Origin of the sequence: Rhizobacter sp. Root404, assembly GCF_001425865.1 — a bacterium.
Lineage (GTDB): Bacteria > Pseudomonadota > Gammaproteobacteria > Burkholderiales > Burkholderiaceae_C > LMDS01.
In genome coordinates, this window is the sequence record NZ_LMDS01000001.1 from 906,797 (window position 1) to 925,010 (window position 18,214).

The following is an 18,214-nucleotide window of genomic DNA, read 5'->3' on the forward strand; positions in this document are numbered from 1 at the left end:
CGCCTGTTCGTAGCGCTCGACCGGGTGCCGCAGGCGTCGCCGCCGGAAGGGCTGGTCGCCTCGATCACCGCGGCCGCCGCGCCGCATTTCTCGACATCGCGCCAAGCGAACCAACTTTTTGATCGTGACGACGTAATTGGGTACAGGGCACCAGAACATCGCAGCGCGAGGTCCTGGCTTCGAGCAACCATCCGTCCGCACAACCGGCCGGGTCCGCATCAGGAGAGAGAGAACATGAGCGAACAAGCACGTACGGGCTCCCAACGCAGGCTGTGGGCAGGTGGCGCGGTGGCGGTGCTGGCGATCGGCGTCGCGCTGATCGCGTTCGACTACCCGCCGAAGAGCCAGGACGTCACCGGCACGATCGCGCCGGCCGAGCGCTACCGCGCTCCGCAGGCGACGAGCGAGCCGGTCAAGCTCGGCGACCAGACGATCGCGCAGCTGATGCAGAACGACGGCTTCGACAAGGCCATCAAGGACCCGCAGATGCAGTCGCTGTCGCAGGACGCGAGCTTCCGCATGCTGGCGCAGGTGCTGGCGCGCAGCCCGGACGCCAGCCGCACGATGCTCGGCAACATCGAGGCGGCGCGGGCGACGGTCGAGAACCAGGCGCTCGCGAAGATGATGCTCGAGAACGTGGCCGCCAGCCGGATCGCGCTGGAAGCCGTGGCCGCCGACAAGACCGCGACCGCCGCCGTTCGCGAAGCCGCGATGGTCGCTGCGCTGACGGCCGCGGCCGAGCGCACCCAGAGCGCCGACGCCCGCGTCAACCTCAGCGTCGCGCAGCGTACCGACCTGGCCCGCGCGATGGCCGAGAAGATGGATGCGAGCCGCCAGATCCTGCAGAGCGTCGAGGCCAGCCGCATGGCGATGAGCACCCCGTCGGTCGCGCAGGCGGTGTTGGCCAATGTCGAGGCGAGCCGCGTGCTGATGAGCACCGACGCGTCGCGTGTGCCGAGCCAGGCCGAAGCCGCGCTGATGCTGCAGCGCGCCGAGGCCAGCAAGGCGCAGCTCGAACGGGCGCGGATGGATCGTTCGGCGGCGGAGCGCATCGCTCAATAAGCGACCGATCCGCAGGGAGGCGAAACCGCCGGCCGAGTGCCGGCGGTTTTCATTTGGTAACGAATATCGGTATCCTTCGCGGCTGGCGTCACCAGGAGTCGTTGTTTGCGCCCAGGCCCGATCGTCCTTCTCGCCGCGCTGATGATCGGCGCAACCGCCGCCGCCGCGGCCGACGACAGCAATCCGCTCGGGCTGGGGATGGTCGAGACGCCCGACCTGCGGTTGATCTACCAGACCCCGACGCTCGACTACCTGCTGCCGCACACGATCCAGACCTTCACCAACTCGCTGCGCTGGCAGCGCGAGCGCTTCGGCTGGGTGCCGTCGCAGCCGGTCACGGTGATGCTGAAGGACTTCTCGGACTACGGCAACGCCGGCGCGACGCCGATGCCGTTCAACACGCTGCGGGTCGAGGTCTCGCCCGCCTCGAACGCGTTCGAGACCAACCCGAGCAGCGAACGCATGTACTCGCTGATGAACCACGAGCTGGTCCACCTGGCGACCACCGACATCGCCACCGCCGCCGACCGCCGTTGGCGCGGCCTCCTGCTCGGCAAGGTGCCGCCGCAGCCCAAGCATCCCGAGACGCTGCTCTACAGCTACCTGACCGTGCCGCGCTTCAACGTGCCGCGCTGGCTGCTCGAAGGCGCGGCCGTGTTCATGGAGACCTGGATGGGCGGCGGCCTCGGCCGCGCGCAGGGCGGCTACGACGAGATGGTGTTCCGCGCGATGGTGCGCGACGACGCCCCGTTCCACGACCCGCTCGGGCTCGAGTCGCGCGGCGTGCGGATCGACTTCCAGGTCGGCGCCAACGCCTACCTGTACGGCACGCGCTTCATCACCTGGCTCGCCTACGCGCACACGCCCGAGAAGGTGGTCGAGTGGCTGCGCCGCGACGAGGGCAGCCTGCGCCACTACGCCGACCAGTTCCAGCAGGTGTTTGGGATGCCGCTGGACACCGCGTGGCGCGAGTGGGTCACGTTCGAGCGCGAGTTCCAGCGTCGCAACCTGGTGGAGGTGCGCAAGCAGCCGATCACGCCGCTGCGGGCGCTGGTGCCGGTGGCGGTCGGATCGAGCTCGCGCACCTACTTCGACGAGGCGAGCGGCGTGTTGTACGGCGCGTTCCGCTACCCCGGGGTGGTCGAGCACGTCGGCGCGATCGACACGAAGACCGGCACGGTGCGGCGCCTGGCCGACATCAAGGGCGCGATGTTGTACTCGGTCACTTCCTTCGCCTACGACCCGGCGCACCGCACCGCGTTCTTCACGACCGACAACCTCGCGTACCGCGACCTCGTCGCGCTCGATGTCGTGACCGGCAAGACCACGCCGCTGCTGAAGGACGCGCGCATCGGCGAGCTGGTGTTCAACGCCGCCGACCGTTCGCTGCTCGGCGTGCGCCATCAGAACGGCCTGGCGACGATCGTGCGCATCCCGTACCCGTACACCGAGTGGAACCAGCTCCACACCTTCCCCTACGGCGTGGTGCCGACCGACCTCGACGTGTCGCCCGACGGGCTGCGCGTCTCGGCGTCGGTCAGCGAGGTCCACGGCGACCAGTTCGTTCGGGTCTGGACGCTCGCGCCACTGCTCGAAGGCCGGCTCGAGCAGGTCAGCGAATTCCGCTTCGGCCAGGCCGCGCCCGAGGGCTTCGTGTTCTCGCGCGACGGTCGCTATCTCTACGGCAGCAGCTACTACACCGGGGCGTCGAACATCTTCCGCTACGAGGTCGCGACCGGAAGGACCGACGCGGTGACGAATGCCGAGACCGGCCTGTTCCGCCCGGTGCCGACCGACGACGGCCGGCTGATGGTGCTGAACTTCACCGGCCAGGGCTTCGTGCCGAGCGTGGTCACGCCGCGCCCGCTCGAGGACGTGAGCGCAGTGCGCTTCCTCGGCGCCGAGCTGGCGACGCGCCACCCGGTCGTCACACGCTGGCAGGTGCCGCCGCCGAGCACGGTCGACGACGACAAGCTGGTCACGCGGCGCGGCCACTATGCGCCGCTGCAGCAGCTGCAACTGCAGAGCGCCTACCCGGTGCTGCAGGGCTACAAGGACGCGGTCGGCGTCGGCTACCACGCCAACATCGACGACCTGCTCGGTTTTGCGCACGTCGGCATCACCGCCGCCTACACGCCGGATGCGGCGCTGAAACAGGACGAGCGCGCGCACGTGCAGATCGACGCCCGCTACCTCGGCTGGCGCGGCGCGCTGTCGTGGAACCGCTCCGACTTCTACGATCTCTCCGGCCCGACCAAGCGCAGCCGCAAGGGCCTGGCGGTGAAGCTCGGCTACGACCAGCCGCTGGTCTTCGACGAGCCGCGCCGCCTCGACCTGAAGCTCGACCTCGCGTACTTCGACAAGATCGACACGCTGCCGGACTACCAGAACGTCTCGAGCGGCTTCACGCGGCTGACGACCGCGTCGGCGGGCCTGTACTTCACCGACGTTCGGCGCTCGCTCGGCGGCGTCGACGACGAGAAGGGCGTGCGCGCGACCGGCGTGCTGTCGGCCAGCCTCGCGCAGCGCCGCACCACGCCGCAGCTGCGCGGCACTGTCGACGCGGGCTACGCGCTGCCGTGGGGGCACTCGTCGGTCTGGTCGCGCACGGCGTTCGGCGCCGCCAGCGGAGACCGCAGCAACCCGCTCGCGAACTTCTATTTCGGCGGCTTCGGCAACAACCGCATCGACGACGGCGAGGTCAAGCGCTACCGCGACTACGACGCGATGCCCGGCTTCCGCCTCAACGAGATCGCCGGCCTGTCGTTCGTGCGCCAGATGGTCGAGTGGAACCTGCCGCCGCTGGTGTTCGAGTCGGCCGGCATGCCGGCCTTTCACGCCACCTGGCTGCGCCCCGCGGTGTTCGCCAGCGCGCTCTGGACCGACCCCGGCCGCGCCACGCTGCGCAAGCGCTACACCAGCATCGGCACGCAGCTCGACCTGCGCTTCAGCGTGCTGCACTGGTACGAGATGATCCTGTCGGCCGGCGTCGCAGTGGGTTCGGAGCGCGGTGGCCGCACCGGGCACGAGTGGATGGTCTCGCTCAAGATCATGTAGGGAGCGCGCACCGGTCCATGCTGTCCACGTCGATGATCGCCGCGCTGCTGTGCCTGCTGCCGGTGCTGTGCTTCCTGACCACGCTGTTCTGGCTCGACAGCTACCAGCTCGTGCGCCCCGGCCTCGTCGTCGTGGTGCTGGCGGGCGGGATGGCGGCCGCGGTGCTCGCGTTCTTCGTCAACCAGGCGGCGCTCGGCCGCATCGCGATCGAACAGCTCGCCTACAGCCGCTACATCGCGCCGGTGATCGAGGAAGCGCTGAAGGCGGTCGTCATCGCGATGCTGATCCGGCGTCACCGCATCGGCTTCCTGGTCGATGGGGCGATCCTCGGGTTCGCGGTCGGCTGCGGCTTCGCGCTGATCGAGAACCTGTACGTACTGTGGCACGCGCAGGGCGCGACCTGGTCGACCTGGGTGGTGCGCGGTTTCGGCACCGCGATCATGCACGGCGGCGCGACCGCGATCGTCGCGATGATCGGCCTCGCCGTCACCGAGCGCGACGAGCGGCGCGGCCTGCTGGCGGCACTGCCCGGCTTCGCGGTGGCGGTGCTGCTGCACGCTGCGTTCAACCACCTGACCGAGGCGCCGAAGGTCGCGACGCTGGCCGTGCTGGTCGTGGTGCCGCCGATGCTGCTGTTCGCGTTCCACCGCGGCGAGCGCACGCTGGGCGACTGGCTGGGCCGCGGCTTCGACGCCGACACGCAGCTCCTCGCGCTGATCCACTCCGGCGAACTGGCGGCCTCGCCGGCGGGGCGCTACCTGCACGACCTGCGCAGCCACTTCCGTGGCCCGGTGGTCGCGGACCTCCTGTGCTACCTGGGCCTGTTCACCGAACTCGCGCTGCGCGCCAAGGGCGTGCTGATGATGCGCGAGAACGGCTTCGAGCCGACGCTCGACGACGAGACCCGCGCCAAGTTCGACGAGCTGCACTACCTCGAGGCCAGCATCGGCCGCACCGGCATGCTGGCGCTGCACCCGCTGCTGCCGATGCGCCGCAAGGCGCTGTCGCAGATCTACACGCTCGCCGACTGACGCCGGCGGGCGGTTCCCAGTTCAGCCGTTCTCGTGGCGCCGCTCGCGCGCGCCGGCATGCGCGACCGCGAGCGCCGTCATGTTGACGACACGGCGCACCGTGGCGGCGGGCGTCAGGATGTGCGCCGGCGCGGCGACGCCGAGCAGGATCGGCCCGACCGTCACGCCTTGCCCGCCGGTCATCTTCAGCACGTTGTAAAGGATGTTCGCGGCGTCGAGGTTCGGCAGCACCAGCACGTTGGCGCTGCCGGTCAGCGTCGAATCCGGCATCGCCGCCTCGCGCATGGTCTCGTCGAGCGCCAGATCGCCGTGCATCTCGCCGTCGGCCGGCACGTCGGGCATGCGCGCGACGAACAGATCTCGGGCGGCGCGCATCTTGCGCGCCGAGGGCCGCTTGCTGCTGCCGTAGGCCGAGTGCGACAGGAACGCCACCCGCGGCGGCAGGCCGAAATGCTGCACCGCCTCGACCGCCATCGCGGCGATATCGGCCAGCTGCTCGGCGCTCGGGTCGTCGTTGACGTAGGCGTCGGTGATGAACAGCGTGTGCTTCGGCAGCATCAGCGCGTTCAGCGCCGCATAGACCTGCGCGCTCTTGCGCTTGCCGATCACCTCGTCAATGTGCGACAGGTGGTTCTCGTAGCGGCCGACGAGCCCGCACAGCATGCCGTCGGCGTCGCCCAGGTGCACCATCAGCGCGGCGATCGTCGTGTTCGAGCGGCGCACGGCGGCCTTGGCCATGTCGGGCGTGACGCCGTCGCGCGCGTTCAGACGGTGGTACGTCTCCCAGTACTGGCGGAAGCGGGCGTCGTCCTCCGGATTCACGACCTCGAAGTCACGCCCCGCCTGCAGCCGCAGCCCGGCGCGCTCGACCCGCGCCGCGATCACCGCCGGCCGGCCGATCAGGATCGGCTTGACCAGCTTCTCGTCGAGCGCGATCTGCACCGCGCGCAGCACGCGCTCGTCCTCGCCTTCGGCGTAGGCAATGCGCTTCGGCGCGGCCTTCGCGGCCCCGAACACCGGACGCATGAACATGCCGGTGTGGGTGACGAAGCGGGTCAGCGACTGGCGGTACGCCTCCATGTCGGCGATCGGCCGGGTCGCGACGCCCGAGGCTTCGGCGGCCTTCGCCACGGCCGGCGCGATGCGCAGGATCAGGCGCGAATCGAACGGCGTCGGGATCAGGTAGTCGGGGCCGAAGCGCAGCTCGCGGCCGGCGTAGGCGGAGGCGACCTCGGCGCTGATCTCGGCCTTCGCGAGGTCGGCGATCTCGCGCACGCAGGCGACCTTCATCGCCTCGGTGATCGAGGTCGCGCCGCTGTCGAGCGCGCCGCGGAAGATGTACGGGAAGCACAGGACGTTGTTGACCTGGTTCGGGTAGTCCGAGCGGCCGGTCGCGATGATGCAGTCGGGCCGCACGGCCTTCGCGAGCTCGGGGCGGATCTCGGGCTCGGGGTTGGCGAGCGCGAGGATGATCGGCTGTCGCGCCATGCTCTTGACCATGTCCTGCGTGACCGCCCCGGCGGCCGAGCAGCCGAGCAGCACGTCGGCGCCGTCCATCACGTCGGCCAGCGTGCGCGCAGCGGTCTTCTGCACGTAGCGCTGCTTCGACGCGTCGAGCTTGTCCTCGCGGCGGTCGTGGACCACGCCCTTGGAATCGCAGACGAAGATGTTGGCGCGCGAGACGCCCAGCTCGACCATCAGATCGAGGCACGCGATCGCCGCGGCGCCCGCGCCCGAGACGGCGACCTTGACCTCGCCGATCTGCTTGTTGACCAGCTCCAGCCCGTTCAGCAGCGCCGCGGCGGAGATGATCGCGGTGCCGTGCTGGTCGTCGTGGAACACCGGGATCTTCATGCGCTCGCGCAGCTTCTTCTCGATGTAGAAGCACTCGGGCGCCTTGATGTCCTCGAGGTTCACGCCGCCCAGTGTCGGCTCCAGCGCGGCGATGATCTCGACCAGCTTGTCCGGGTCGCGCTCGGCGAGCTCGATGTCGAACACGTCGATGCCGGCGAACTTCTGGAACAGGCAGCCCTTGCCCTCCATCACCGGCTTGCCGGCCAGCGGGCCGATGTCGCCCAGGCCGAGCACCGCGGTGCCGTTGGTGACCACGCCGACCAGGTTGCCGCGCGAGGTGTATTCGGCCGCCAGCGACGGATCGGCCTCGATCGCGAGGCAGGCATAGGCGACGCCGGGCGAGTACGCGAGCGACAGATCGCGCTGGTTGCTCAGCGGCTTGGTCGGTACCACGGCGATCTTGCCGCGCACGGGCGTGCGGTGGTACTCGAGTGCGGCGTCGCGCAGGGCGCTCTCGGCGGTTGAGAGTTCGGTGGTGTTCTTTTTCAAGGCGGCGCTCCGCAATGCAAATGGGACGGTGAGGGGGATGACAACGGCCATGGTGCTCCATCGCACCGGGCATGGCAACCGCTGGAAAGCCCGAATCGCGGCCCACCGGCGTGCGACCAGAATGGCCCGGCATTCGAAGGAGAAGGACCATGCAAATGAAACGATTCGTGCCGCAGGCCTCGACCCTGTTGCTCACCGCAGGTGTGGCGCTCGTGCTCCTCGGCTGCGGGGGTGGCGGGGACGATCCCGTGGACACCGCCTGCGCCGTGACCAACACGACGGGCAGCGTCGTCGTCGGCTCCGGTCTGCCGGGCGACCCGGCCGCACCCGAACCGTCATCGGGCTATCGCACGGGCTACAAGCCGGTCCACGCGAAGAGCTACATGGTCGTCACCGCCAACCCGCTGGCCAGCAAGGCCGGCTGCGATGTGTTGAAGGGCGGCGGCACGGCCGCCGACGCAGCGGTGGCGGTGCAGATGGTGCTCGGCCTGGTCGAGCCGCAATCCAGCGGCCTCGGCGGTGGGGCCTTCATGCTGTACTACGACGCCAAGGCCAAGACCGTGCAGTCCTACGATGGCCGCGAGACCGCGCCGGCCACTGCGACGGAAAACTACCTGCGCTGGATCGACGACGCGACCGACCAGACGACGCCGAAGCCGAACGCGCGCGCCAGCGGCCGCTCGATCGGTGTGCCCGGTGCCGTGCGCATGCTCGACCTGGCGCACAAGGATCATGGCAAGCTGCCGTGGAAGGACCTGTTCGCGCCGGGCATCAAGCTCGCGACCGACGGCTTCGCGATCAGCGGCCGGATGGCCGACGCGATCGCCGGCGCACGCACCAACTTCCTGCGCGACGCCGACGCCACCGCGACCTACCTGAACGCCGACCTGACCGCCAAGCCGCTGGGCACCATCCTGAAGCTCCCCGCCTACGCCGACACGCTGACCACGATCGCGAACAATGGTGCCGACGCGCTCTACACCGGCCCGATCGCGCAGGCCATCGTCGACAAGACCGCGATCACGACCAGCGCCGCCGATGGCAGCGCGATCACCCCGGGCAAGCTCACGCTGGCCGATCTATCCGGCTACCAGGCCAAGAAGCGCGAGCCGATCTGCACCACCTACCGCGCGTACTGGGTCTGCGGCATGCCGCCGCCGTCGTCGGGCGGCATCACGGTCGCCTCCGCGCTGGGCGTGCTCGAGAACTTCAACCTCGGCCTGTACAAGCCGACCGCGCTCGACCTCGAGGGCGGCAAACCGCAGGTGATGGGCGTGCACCTGGTGAGCGAATCGGAGCGGCTGGCCTACGCCGACCGCGACAAGTACATCGCCGACACCGACTTCCAGGCGCTGCCCGGCGGCAGCGCGGACACGCTGCTGAACAAGTCCTATCTGCGCAGCCGCGCCGACCTGATCAGCTTCTCGACCAGCATGGGCACCGCGGTGGCCGGCAACCTCGGCCCGGTGCCGCTCGGAGTCGACCGCACGCCGGAAAGCGGCACGACCCACATGACGATCGTCGACAAGGACGGCAACGCGCTGGTGATGACGACGACGGTCGAGAGCGGCTTCGGCTCGTTCCACATGACCCACGGGTTCATCCTGAACAACCAGCTGACCGACTTCTCGGCCACCCCGACCGACGGCACCGGTGCGCTGATCGCCAACCGGGTCCAGCCCGGCAAGCGCCCGCGCAGCTCGATGGCGCCGACGCTGGTCTTCAACGTCGCGGCCGACGGCACCAAGGGCGATTTCGTGATGGGCACCGGCTCGCCCGGCGGCAGCACGATCATCCAGTACGTCGTCAAGACGCTGGTCGGCGTGCTCGACTGGGGGCTGGATGCGCAGCAGGCCACCTCGATGATCGATTTCGGCGCGGCGAACAGCCCGACCACGAACGTCGGCGGCGAGCACCCGAACGTCTCGGCCGCGAACAGCGGCGCGGCCGATCCGCTGGTGACCGGGCTGCGCGCGATGGGCCACACGGTCTCGGTCTCGGCGCAATCGAGCGGCATCGGCACGGTGCTGCGGGTGCAATCGGGCGGCGCGCCCGCGCTGCAAGGCGGTGCCGATCCGCGGCGCGAGGGGCTGGTGCTCGGCGACACGTTCACGCCGTGACGGCATGAACCGACCGCGCCGCCGGCGTCAGGCGGCGGCGCGGCAGGCGTCGCGCAGGTGCGCGAGATCGGGCACGAGGCCGATGCCCGGCGCGTCGCCGAGGCGGGCGCGGCCATCGTCGATCGACGCCAGCGGCCCGCTCAACGTGCTGCGCAGCGGGTTCGGGTTGGCATCGATCTCCAGCATGCCCGCACCGCCGACGGCGGACAGCAGGTGCGCCGACGCGAGCAGTCCGATGCCGCCGCCCAGGTAGTGCGGGCAGTAGGTGCGACCGGCGCGCTGCACTGCGGCGATCACCGGCCAGCAGCCGGAGATGCCGCCCCACTTGGCGGCGTCGGGTTGCACGACGGCGAATACCTCGGCAGCGAGCGCGGCGTCGAACCGGGCTGCGCCGGCGAGGTTCTCGCCGCCTGCCAACGGCACCGGGCAGGCGTCGCGCAGCGTCTGCCACTCGGTCCACGGGCGGTCGGCGCGCAGCGGTTCCTCGAGCCAGCCGAGCGCGAACGGCGCGAGATGCGGCGCCATCGCGAGCGCCTCGGCCAGCGTCCAGGCCTGGTTCGCATCGACCATCAAGCGATGGCCATCGCCGAGTGTCGCGCGCAGCGCGCGCAGGTTCGCGCGATCTCGGTCGCTGCCGAAACCGATCTTGAGCTTGAACGCCCGGTGTCCGCTCGCCAGCATCCGTGCGGCGGTTTCGTGTGCGCCGTCGGGGTTGATGCCGCTCGCGTACACGTCGACGCGGTCGCCGGTGCCGCCCAGGTAGCGCCACAGCGGCTGCCCGGCACGCCGCGCGGCCAGATCCCACAGCGCGAGGTCGATGCCGGCGATCGCCTGCGCCAGCGGGCCGGGCTCTCCCGACTGGATCGCGAGCACGGCGCTGCGCGCGCTCAGGTGCTCGAAGGCCGCTTCGGGCCCGTCGATGTGCGGCAACGCGACCAGCAGCGGCGCCAGCACGGTATCGATCAGGTTCTTGCGGTGTTCCGCGCCACAGGCCGGGAAGTTGCACCAGACCTCGCCCCAGCCGTGCGCACCGTCCGCATCGGTGACGCGCACGAACAGCGCCGGTCGGTCGTGCATCGTGCCGAAGGAGGTGCGCACCGGCGTGGCGATCGGCGCGCGCAACACGAAGGCCTCGACGCGCGCAATGCGCAGCGCCGGCCGCGGCAGCGCGGTCATGGCTTCAGGTCCATCTCGACGTGGATCGCATCGGCCCGGTAGGTCACCTCGGCGAGGTAGATCACGGTGCCATCGGAGTCGGTGAACACGCGCCGGACTTCGGCGACCGGCGCGTTCATCGCGATGCCGAGCATGCCGGCGAGCTCGAGATCGGCGGTGCCGATCGTCAGCACCTGGCGGGCCCGCGCGATCGTCACGTCCTTCATCGCGAGCAGCAGCGGGATCACCGTCTCGGCGCGGAAGCGCCGGGCCTGGCGCTTGAAGATGCGCCGGTCGAGGTGGATGTTGATCACGCAGTAGGGCTCGCCGGCGCGGGCATGGATGCGGCGCATGAACACGTACTTCGGCGCCGGCGTGCCGTCGTCCGACCGCAGCGGCGGCGGCGCGGGGGGCGATTCGTCGATCGCGACGAGCCGCGGCTCGGTGTCGTGGGTCAGTTCGGCGAGCGCATCGAGCGTGGTCGAGACCTTGAACCAGCGCTCGTCCTTCGGCCGGCCGGTGACGAAGGTGCCGCGGCCCTGCTGCGGCGAGACCAGGCCCTCGCGCGCCAGCACGTCGATGCACTGGCGCACCGTGACGCGCGCGACGCCGAATTCGCCGACCAGTTCGTCGAGGGAGGGCAGGCGGTGCCCGCTCGGCCAGGTGCCGCGCGCGATGCGCTGGCGCAGCAGGTCGGCGAGCTGGCGGTAGCGGGGCGGGCCGCTCGTGGCGAAGCTGACGTTCATCTTGAACTACGGGAAACCGAGGAAGCTTTCGAGGAGATCTTCGTTTGTCCTAACGTATGGTCGATAGTACGATTAGACGATGCCACCCGGCAAGCGCCGCACGCCTCGTGCGTCGCCACCGAACCACCATGCGCCCCTCGACCCGACTCCTGCGTCTCCTGCTGCTGCTCGCCCCCTGGCTGCTGATCGTGCTGGCCTGGTACGGCGTGCGCGCCAGCGGGCTGGTGCCGCCGGCGCTGGTGCCGGCGCCGCACGACGTCGCGGCCAAGTTCGTGGAGCTGATGCGCGACCGGCTGGCGATCGACATCTTCATGTCGACCCGGCGGGTCGTGATCGGCGTGGCGCTCGGTGTCGCGCTGGCGGTGCCGGTGGGGTTCTGCCTCGGCTGGTACAAGGGCCTGCGCAGCTTCGTCGATCCGGTGATCAACTTCTTCCGCGCGCTGCCGCCGATCGCGCTGATCCCGCTGGTGATCGTCTACTTCGGCATCGGCGAGGTCGCGAAGACGGTGATCCTGTTCTACGCCTCGTTCTTCGCCGGCGTGATCGTGATGTACGAAGGCATCGCGCAGATCAGCCCGATCTTCATCCGCGTCGCGCGCACGCTCGGCGCGAGCGACGCCGAGATCTTCGCGAAGGTGATCATCCCGCTGACGGTGCCGCACATCCTGACCGCGATCCGGGTCGCGCTCGGCGTCGCCTGGGCCACGCTGGTGGCGTCGGAACTGATCGCCGCGCAGCAGGGGCTGGGTGCGCTGATCCAGAACGCGTCGTCGTTCTTCCAGCTCGACATCATCTACGTCGGCATCATCTGCATCGGGTTCATCGCGCTGACGATGGACCTGCTGCTGCGTGTCGCGAGCCGGCGCCTCGTGGCCTGGCAGGACCGGCTCGCATGAGCGCCGTGGCCGACGCTCCGGTGCGCATCCGTTTCGAGGACGTCTCGGTCGACTTCCCGACCGCGCACGGCCCGATGCGCGTGCTCGACCGCGTCAGCTGCGACATCCGCCAGGGCGAGTTCGTCTCGGTGATCGGCCCGTCGGGCTGCGGCAAGACGACGCTGATGAACATCCTCGGCGGCTTCGTGCAGCCGACCTCGGGCCGCGTGCTGCTCGACGGCCAGCCGGTCGCCGGCCCGGGCCCGGACCGCGGCGTGATCTTCCAGGAATACGGCGTGTTCCCGTGGCTCACGGTGCGCCAGAACATCGAGTTCGGGCTCAAGCTCGCGGCCAACCGCGTGCCGGCCGCCGAGCGCGCCGCCACCGCCGAGCGCTACATGGGCCTGATGGGGCTGGGCGACTTCGCGAACCACTTTCCGAAGCACCTGTCCGGCGGCATGCGCCAGCGCCTCGCGCTGGCACGCGCCTACGCGGTCAAGCCGCAGTTCCTGCTGATGGACGAACCGTTCGGCGCACTCGATGCGCAGACCCGCACGGCGATGCAGGACCTGCTGCTGCAGGTGCTGCAGGCCGAGGGCAAGACGGTGATGCTGATCACGCACTCGGTCGACGAGGCGATCTACCTGTCCTCGCGCATCGTCGTCGTGACCGCCCGTCCGGCGCGCATCCGCACCGTGATCGACGTGCCGTTCGGCTACCCGCGCGCCGAAGCCGTGCATGAAGACCCACGCTTCGCGGCGCTGCGCTCGCAGATCCGCGAGCTCGTGATGGAAGAGTACGCGGCGCAGGCAAAGCAGGCCGTGCGCCTGTCCGATTGACCCCCGAACAACCGAAGGAGACGACGATGACGATCCAACGCAGAACCCTGATTCAGGCGGCAGCCGGCGCGACGATCGCCGGACTGGGCGCGCCGCTGTATGCGCAGGGCGCGACCAAGCTCAAGGTCGGCTACCTGCACACGCCCGCGGTCGACAGCCACATCTGGCTCGGCCAGCAGATGGGCGCTTTCGCGAAGCAGGGCCTGGAGCTGGAACTGATCCAGTTCACGACCGGCCTCGAGCTGTTCCAGGCCATGATCGGCGGCAGCCTCGACGTGCTGTCGACCGGCGCCGTGGTGTCCAACTTCCCGGCGCGCGGCCAGGGCAAGGTCTTCCTGATCAACAACATCGAGTACGCGACCGCGCAGCTGTGGGTGCGTGGCGACTCCGGCATCAAGACGCTCGCCGACCTGAAGGGCAAGCAGGTCTCGACGACCACCGGCACCACCGCGCACGTGTTCCTCGACCGCGCGCTGCGCTCGGCCAAGCTCGACCCGGCCAAGGACGTGCAGATCGTCAACCAGCGCATGGCCGAGGCGGTGACCTCGTTCATCTCGGGCGCGGTGCCGGCGGTCGCGCTGTGGGTGCCGTTCGATTCGACCGTGAAGGACAAGCTGCCCGGTGCCGTGAAGCTGGTCGACGCGTCGGCGTTCTTCCCGCAAGCGGCGATCGTCGGCGGCTGGGCCGCGCGCAACGACTTCTACGAGAAGAACGGCGCAACGATCAACAAGCTGATCGCCGCCTGGGTCGAGGCGAACGACCGCATCGTCGGCAACTTCGACGCCGCGACCGAGGTGGTGCAGAAGCAGTACCCGCAGGTGCCGCTGGCCGACTTCCGCGAGCAGTCCAAGGCCTCGCGCTACTACAGCTCGGCCGAGTGGCGCGCCAAGTACGCCGACGGCACCGTGACCGGCTGGCTGCAGCAGGTGACCGACTTCTTCGTGCAGACCGGCAACATTCCCAACGCGCTCAAGGCCGGACAGTATTTCGACACCAAGCCGTACCTCGGGGTGGTCAAGGGGTAGCTCGGTGACGGCCGGCGGGTACGACTACATCGTCGTCGGCGCGGGCTCGGCCGGCTGCCTGCTCGCGAACCGCCTGAGTGCGGACCCTGCGGTGCGCGTGGTGCTGCTCGAGGCGGGCGGCGAGGGCGGGCAGTTCTGGCTGCGCCTGCCGGTCGGCTATTTCCGCTCGATCTACGACCCGCGGGTTTCGCGCCAGTTCGAGGTCGAGCCGCAGGCGGCGACCGGCCACCGCACGATCCGCTGGCCGCGCGGCCGCGTGCTCGGCGGCTCGAGCGCGATCAACGGGTTGCTCTACATCCGTGGCCAGCATGCGGATTTCGACGACTGGGCCGCGCGCGGCGCCGAGGGCTGGAACTACCGCGCGGTGCTGCCGTTCTTCAAGCGCTCCGAGCGCTACGAGAAGGGCTCGAACGAATACCACGGCGACGCCGGCGAGCTCGACGTGGCCGATCTGCGCAACGACCACCCTTACTGCGCCGCGTGGCTCGCGGCCGGCGTGGAGGCGGGTTACCCGCGCAATGCCGACTTCAACGGCGCCGACGACGACGGCCTCGGTGCCTACCAACTCACCTTGCGCGGCCACTGGCGCTGCGATGCGGCCACCGCGTTCCTGCAGCCGGCGCGCGCGCGGCCCAACCTGACCGTGCTGACCGGTGTGCAGGTCTCGCGGGTGCTGATCGAGCAGGGCGTCGCAGTCGGCGTCGAGTGGGTGCGCGACGGGCAGGCCGCGAGCGCACGTGCCGATGCCGAGGTGATCCTGTCCGCTGGCGCGCTGCAGTCGCCGCAGCTGCTGCAGCTCTCAGGCATCGGGCCGCCCGCGCTGCTGCAGTCGCTGGACATCCCGGTCCAGGTCGATGCACCCGAGGTCGGCGCGAACCTGCAGGACCACTACCAGGCGCGCGTGATCGTCAAGCTGCGCGAACGCATGTCGCTGAACGACCAGGTGCGCAGCCCGTTCGGGCTGGCGAAGATGGGGCTGCAGTGGGCACTGCAGCAGCGCGGGCCGCTGACGGTGGGCGCCGGCCAGGTGGGAGGGCTGGTCTGCAGCGAGCACGCGCAGGGCGGCCGGCCGGACGTGCTGTTCAACGTGATGCCGCTGTCGGTCGACAAGCCGGGCGACCCGCTGCACCGCTTCTCGGGATTCTCGGCCTCGGCCACGCAGTGCCGGCCCGATTCGCGTGGCAGCGTCGAGATCCGCTCGACCGACCCGTTCGCCGCGCCGCGCATCGTCTCGAACTACCTGACCGCGCCAGCCGACATCAAGGTGCTGGTGTCGGGCCTGAAGATCCTACGCGAGATCTACGCGCAGCCGGCCTTCCGCGACCTGGTGACCGGCGAGGAGTACCTGCCGGGCACCGCGCTGCGCAGCGACGCCGAGCTGGAGACCTTCGCGCGCGAGAAGGGCGGCACGGTGTTCCACCCGGTGGGCACCTGCCGGATGGGCGGCGACGCGGGCTCGGTGGTCGATGCGCAGCTGCGGGTGCGCGGCGTCGCGCGGCTGCGCGTGATCGACGCCTCGGTGATGCCGACGATGGTGTCGACCAACACGAATGCCGCGACGGTGATGATCGCCGAGAAGGGCGCGGCGCTGGTGCGCGCCGGCCGCTGATCGGGCTCAGCCGCCCATGTAGGCGGCCAGCACCTTCGGGTCGTTCAGCAGCGCCGGGCCGCTGCCGTCGAGCACGATCTTGCCGCTCTCCAGCACGTAGCCGTGCTGCGCGATCTTCAGTGCCTGCTTCACGTTCTGCTCGACCAGGAAGATCGTCAGCCCGTCGACGTTGATCTCGCGCAGCGTGCGGAAGATGTCCTGCACGATGATCGGCGCCAGGCCCATCGACGGCTCGTCGAGCAGCAGCAGGCGCGGTCTGGCGAGCAGCGCGCGGCCGATCGCGAGCATCTGCTGCTCGCCGCCGGAGAGGTTGCCGGCCAGGCCAGCGAGCCGCTCCTTCAGGCGCGGGAACAGCGCCAGCACGCGCTCCAGGTCGCTGGCGATCGAGGCGCGGTCCTTGCGGCGGTAGGCGCCCAGCTCCAGGTTCTCGCGCACCGTCAGCGTCGTCAGGATCGCGCGTCCCTCGGCCACCTGCACGAGGCCGCGCTCGACGATCTGGTGGGTCTTCAGCGCGGTCAGTTCCTCGCCCTCGAAGCGGATCGAACCCGCCTGGGGCTTGACGAGGCCGGACAACGCTAGCAGCGTCGTCGACTTGCCGGCGCCGTTGGCGCCGACCAGCGTGCGGATCTCGCCGGCGTTGACGTCGAAGCTGATGCCTTGCACGGCCTCGATGTGGCCGTACGCGACCTGCAGGTCGCGGACTTCGAGGAGAGCGGTCACGCAGCGACCTCCGCGTCGTCATCCCGCCCGAGGTAGGCCTCGATCACGTCCGGGTTGTTCTTGATCTGCTCCGGCGTGCCCTCGGCAATGATCTTGCCGAAGTTCAGCACCGCGATGCGCTCGCACAGGCCCATCACGAAACGCATGTCGTGCTCGATCATGAAGACGGTGAAGCCGCGCTGCGCGATCTTGGTGATCACCTCCATCAACGCGACCTTCTCGCCGCTGTTCATCCCGGCCACCGGCTCGTCGAGCAGCAGCAGCTTCGGTTGCGTGGCCAGGGCGCGCGCCAGTTCGAGCTTGCGCTGGTCGCCGTACGAGAGGTTGTCGGCGGTGTCGAAGGCCTTCGCGTCGAGGCCGACCCAGCCGAGCAGCTCGTGCGCGCGGTCGCGGGCCTGCTGCTCGCGGGCGCGGAACGCCGGCAGCGAGAACAGCCAGCTGGCCACGCCGTAGTCGAGGTGCGCGTGCATGCCGACGACGACGTTCTCGATCAGCGTCATCTCCTTGAAGATGCGGATGTTCTGGAACGTGCGGCCCAGGCCCAGGCGCGTGATCTGATGCGGCTTGACGCCCACCAGGCTCGCGCCGGCGAATTCGATCGCACCGCCGCTGGGCGCCAGCAGCCCGGTGATCAGGTTGAACACGGTCGTCTTGCCGGCGCCATTCGGGCCGATCAGGCCGAACACCTGACCCTGCGGCACCTCGAACGACACGTCCTGCAGCACGCTCAGGCCGCCGAAGCGCTTGGACACGCCGGTCAACTTCAGCATCAGCGCGCTCCCCGCTTGCCGAACCATTGCCGCACGCGCTGCGGGTCCCACAGGCCCTTCGGCAGGAACAGCACGATCAGCACCAGGATCGCGCCGTTGATCATCGTGCGGAAGTCCTTGAAGCCGCGCAGCAGCTCGGGCAGCAGCGTGATGATCAGGGCGCCCAGCACCGGGCCGGTCAGGCCACCGGTGCCGCCGAGGATCGTCATCGTCAGGATGTCGACGCCGCGGTCGAAGCCGTATTCGCTCGGCCCGATGAAGAAGGTCAGGTGCGCGTTCAAGGCGCCGGCCAGCCCGGCGATGCTGGCGCCGAGCGCGAACGCGAGCATCTTGTGGGCATTGACGCCGATGCCCATCAGCGACGCGGCGACCGCGTCCTCCTTGATCGCCTCGAACGCGCGGCCGATGCGCGAGCGGCGGATGCGCCACAGGATCAGCAAGGTGACGACCAGCGCGACGACGACGTGCCACCACTGCGTGGATTGCGGAATGCCGTTCAGCCCGAGCGCACCGCCGGTCAGCGATTCGGCGTTCAGGATCATCACGCGCACGACCTCGCCGAAGCCGAGCGTGGCCATCGCGAGGTAGACGCCCGACAGCCGCAGCGTCGGCCCGCCGATGAGCAGCGCGACCAGCGTCGGCGCCGCGATGCCGCCGGCCAGCGCCAGCGGGAAGGGTGCGCCGTAGTTCATCGTCAGGATCGACGCGGTGTACGCGCCGATGCCCATGAACGCGGCGTTCGCCATCGCCAGCAGCCCGCACGACAGCGTCAGCCAGATCGACAGCGCCAGCAGCGCGTTGATGCCGATCGTCAGCACCAGGTTGCTGTAGATCTGCCAGAAGTTGTCGAACCAGGCCATCG

At 69.8% G+C, this 18,214-nt stretch carries 14 protein-coding genes; 8 read left to right on the forward strand and 6 right to left on the reverse strand.

Going from position 1 to position 18,214, the window contains the following annotated elements:
* Nucleotides 1-234: 234 nt before the first annotated feature.
* The 3 genes from ASC76_RS04180 (at nucleotide 235) to ASC76_RS04190 (ending at nucleotide 5,150) form a co-directional block, all read left to right on the forward strand.
* Nucleotides 235-1,062, forward strand: coding sequence for a hypothetical protein (locus tag ASC76_RS04180; RefSeq protein WP_157615269.1), 828 nt, complete (start codon nucleotides 235-237; stop codon nucleotides 1,060-1,062).
* Nucleotides 1,063-1,167: 105 nt separating this feature from the next.
* Entirely contained in the window at nucleotides 1,168-4,119 is a 2,952-nt protein-coding gene (locus ASC76_RS04185; RefSeq protein ID WP_157615271.1) for a hypothetical protein, read from the forward strand.
* A gap of 17 nt (nucleotides 4,120-4,136) precedes the next feature.
* Entirely contained in the window at nucleotides 4,137-5,150 is a 1,014-nt protein-coding gene (locus tag ASC76_RS04190; RefSeq protein WP_056462763.1) for a PrsW family intramembrane metalloprotease, read from the forward strand.
* 21 nt (nucleotides 5,151-5,171) lie between these two features.
* Here the strand turns inward: ASC76_RS04190 and ASC76_RS04195 are convergent, their stop codons facing one another.
* A complete protein-coding gene (locus ASC76_RS04195) occupies nucleotides 5,172-7,493 on the reverse strand; it encodes an NADP-dependent malic enzyme (protein WP_056462766.1) in 2,322 nt (773 codons plus the stop codon).
* 149 nt (nucleotides 7,494-7,642) lie between these two features.
* On the opposite strand from ASC76_RS04195, the gene ggt reads away from it, so the two are divergent.
* A complete protein-coding gene (ggt, locus tag ASC76_RS04200; RefSeq protein WP_056462769.1) occupies nucleotides 7,643-9,613 on the forward strand; it encodes a gamma-glutamyltransferase in 1,971 nt (656 codons plus the stop codon).
* Between the two features lie 27 nt (nucleotides 9,614-9,640).
* On the opposite strand, the gene ASC76_RS04205 is transcribed toward ggt, so the two are convergent.
* Together ASC76_RS04205 and ASC76_RS04210 are read right to left on the reverse strand one after the other, a co-directional pair.
* On the reverse strand, nucleotides 9,641-10,789 hold the full coding sequence (locus tag ASC76_RS04205) for a mandelate racemase/muconate lactonizing enzyme family protein (RefSeq protein WP_056462773.1): 1,149 nt from the start codon (nucleotides 10,787-10,789) through the stop codon (nucleotides 9,641-9,643).
* Nucleotides 10,786-11,514, reverse strand: a complete 729-nt coding sequence (locus tag ASC76_RS04210) for a GntR family transcriptional regulator (protein WP_056462776.1) — start codon at nucleotides 11,512-11,514, stop codon at nucleotides 10,786-10,788. The genes ASC76_RS04205 and ASC76_RS04210 overlap by 4 nt, the downstream gene beginning before the upstream one ends.
* Before the next feature lie 128 nt (nucleotides 11,515-11,642).
* On the opposite strand from ASC76_RS04210, the gene ASC76_RS04215 reads away from it, so the two are divergent.
* From ASC76_RS04215 to ASC76_RS04230, 4 genes are read left to right on the forward strand one after another with little or no spacing between them, the layout of a single operon-like run.
* Nucleotides 11,643-12,410 carry an ABC transporter permease gene (locus ASC76_RS04215; RefSeq protein WP_056462780.1) on the forward strand — a complete coding sequence of 256 codons (768 nt, stop codon included), beginning with the start codon at nucleotides 11,643-11,645 and terminating at the stop codon, nucleotides 12,408-12,410.
* A complete protein-coding gene (locus ASC76_RS04220; RefSeq protein ID WP_056462782.1) occupies nucleotides 12,407-13,228 on the forward strand; it encodes an ABC transporter ATP-binding protein in 822 nt (273 codons plus the stop codon). Before ASC76_RS04215 ends, ASC76_RS04220 begins: the two co-directional genes overlap by 4 nt.
* Nucleotides 13,229-13,254: 26 nt before the next feature.
* A complete protein-coding gene (locus ASC76_RS04225; protein ID WP_056462785.1) occupies nucleotides 13,255-14,253 on the forward strand; it encodes an ABC transporter substrate-binding protein in 999 nt (332 codons plus the stop codon).
* A gap of 4 nt (nucleotides 14,254-14,257) precedes the next feature.
* Nucleotides 14,258-15,862 carry a GMC family oxidoreductase gene (locus ASC76_RS04230; RefSeq protein ID WP_056462788.1) on the forward strand — a complete coding sequence of 535 codons (1,605 nt, stop codon included), beginning with the start codon at nucleotides 14,258-14,260 and terminating at the stop codon, nucleotides 15,860-15,862.
* A 6-nt stretch (nucleotides 15,863-15,868) separates the two neighbouring features.
* On the opposite strand, the gene ASC76_RS04235 is transcribed toward ASC76_RS04230, so the two are convergent.
* The 3 genes from ASC76_RS04235 to ASC76_RS04245 are packed head-to-tail and all read right to left on the reverse strand — an operon-like array spanning nucleotide 15,869 to nucleotide 18,212.
* Entirely contained in the window at nucleotides 15,869-16,582 is a 714-nt protein-coding gene (locus ASC76_RS04235; RefSeq protein WP_056462791.1) for an ABC transporter ATP-binding protein, read from the reverse strand.
* Nucleotides 16,579-17,352, reverse strand: coding sequence for an ABC transporter ATP-binding protein (locus ASC76_RS04240; RefSeq protein ID WP_056462793.1), 774 nt, complete (start codon nucleotides 17,350-17,352; stop codon nucleotides 16,579-16,581). The genes ASC76_RS04235 and ASC76_RS04240 overlap by 4 nt, the downstream gene beginning before the upstream one ends.
* Nucleotides 17,352-18,212: a branched-chain amino acid ABC transporter permease gene (locus tag ASC76_RS04245; protein ID WP_056463207.1), complete on the reverse strand. Its 861-nt coding sequence runs from the start codon at nucleotides 18,210-18,212 to the stop codon at nucleotides 17,352-17,354. Before ASC76_RS04245 ends, ASC76_RS04240 begins: the two co-directional genes overlap by 1 nt.
* Nucleotides 18,213-18,214 lie beyond the last annotated feature (2 nt).

What these genes read in the sequence shown, in the direction of transcription:
- ASC76_RS04180 (WP_157615269.1), top strand. Translation starts at nt 235, where the DNA reads ATGAGCGAACAAGCACGTACGGGCTCCCAACGCAGGCTGTGGGCAGGT.
- ASC76_RS04190 (WP_056462763.1), top strand. Translation starts at nt 4,137, where the DNA reads ATGCTGTCCACGTCGATGATCGCCGCGCTGCTGTGCCTGCTGCCGGTG.
- ggt (WP_056462769.1), top strand. Translation starts at nt 7,643, where the DNA reads ATGCAAATGAAACGATTCGTGCCGCAGGCCTCGACCCTGTTGCTCACC.
- ASC76_RS04205 (WP_056462773.1), bottom strand. Translation starts at nt 10,789, where the DNA reads ATGACCGCGCTGCCGCGGCCGGCGCTGCGCATTGCGCGCGTCGAGGCC.
- ASC76_RS04210 (WP_056462776.1), bottom strand. Translation starts at nt 11,514, where the DNA reads ATGAACGTCAGCTTCGCCACGAGCGGCCCGCCCCGCTACCGCCAGCTC.
- ASC76_RS04215 (WP_056462780.1), top strand. Translation starts at nt 11,643, where the DNA reads ATGCGCCCCTCGACCCGACTCCTGCGTCTCCTGCTGCTGCTCGCCCCC.
- ASC76_RS04220 (WP_056462782.1), top strand. Translation starts at nt 12,407, where the DNA reads ATGAGCGCCGTGGCCGACGCTCCGGTGCGCATCCGTTTCGAGGACGTC.
- ASC76_RS04225 (WP_056462785.1), top strand. Translation starts at nt 13,255, where the DNA reads ATGACGATCCAACGCAGAACCCTGATTCAGGCGGCAGCCGGCGCGACG.
- ASC76_RS04240 (WP_056462793.1), bottom strand. Translation starts at nt 17,352, where the DNA reads ATGCTGAAGTTGACCGGCGTGTCCAAGCGCTTCGGCGGCCTGAGCGTG.
- ASC76_RS04245 (WP_056463207.1), bottom strand. Translation starts at nt 18,212, where the DNA reads ATGGCCTGGTTCGACAACTTCTGGCAGATCTACAGCAACCTGGTGCTG.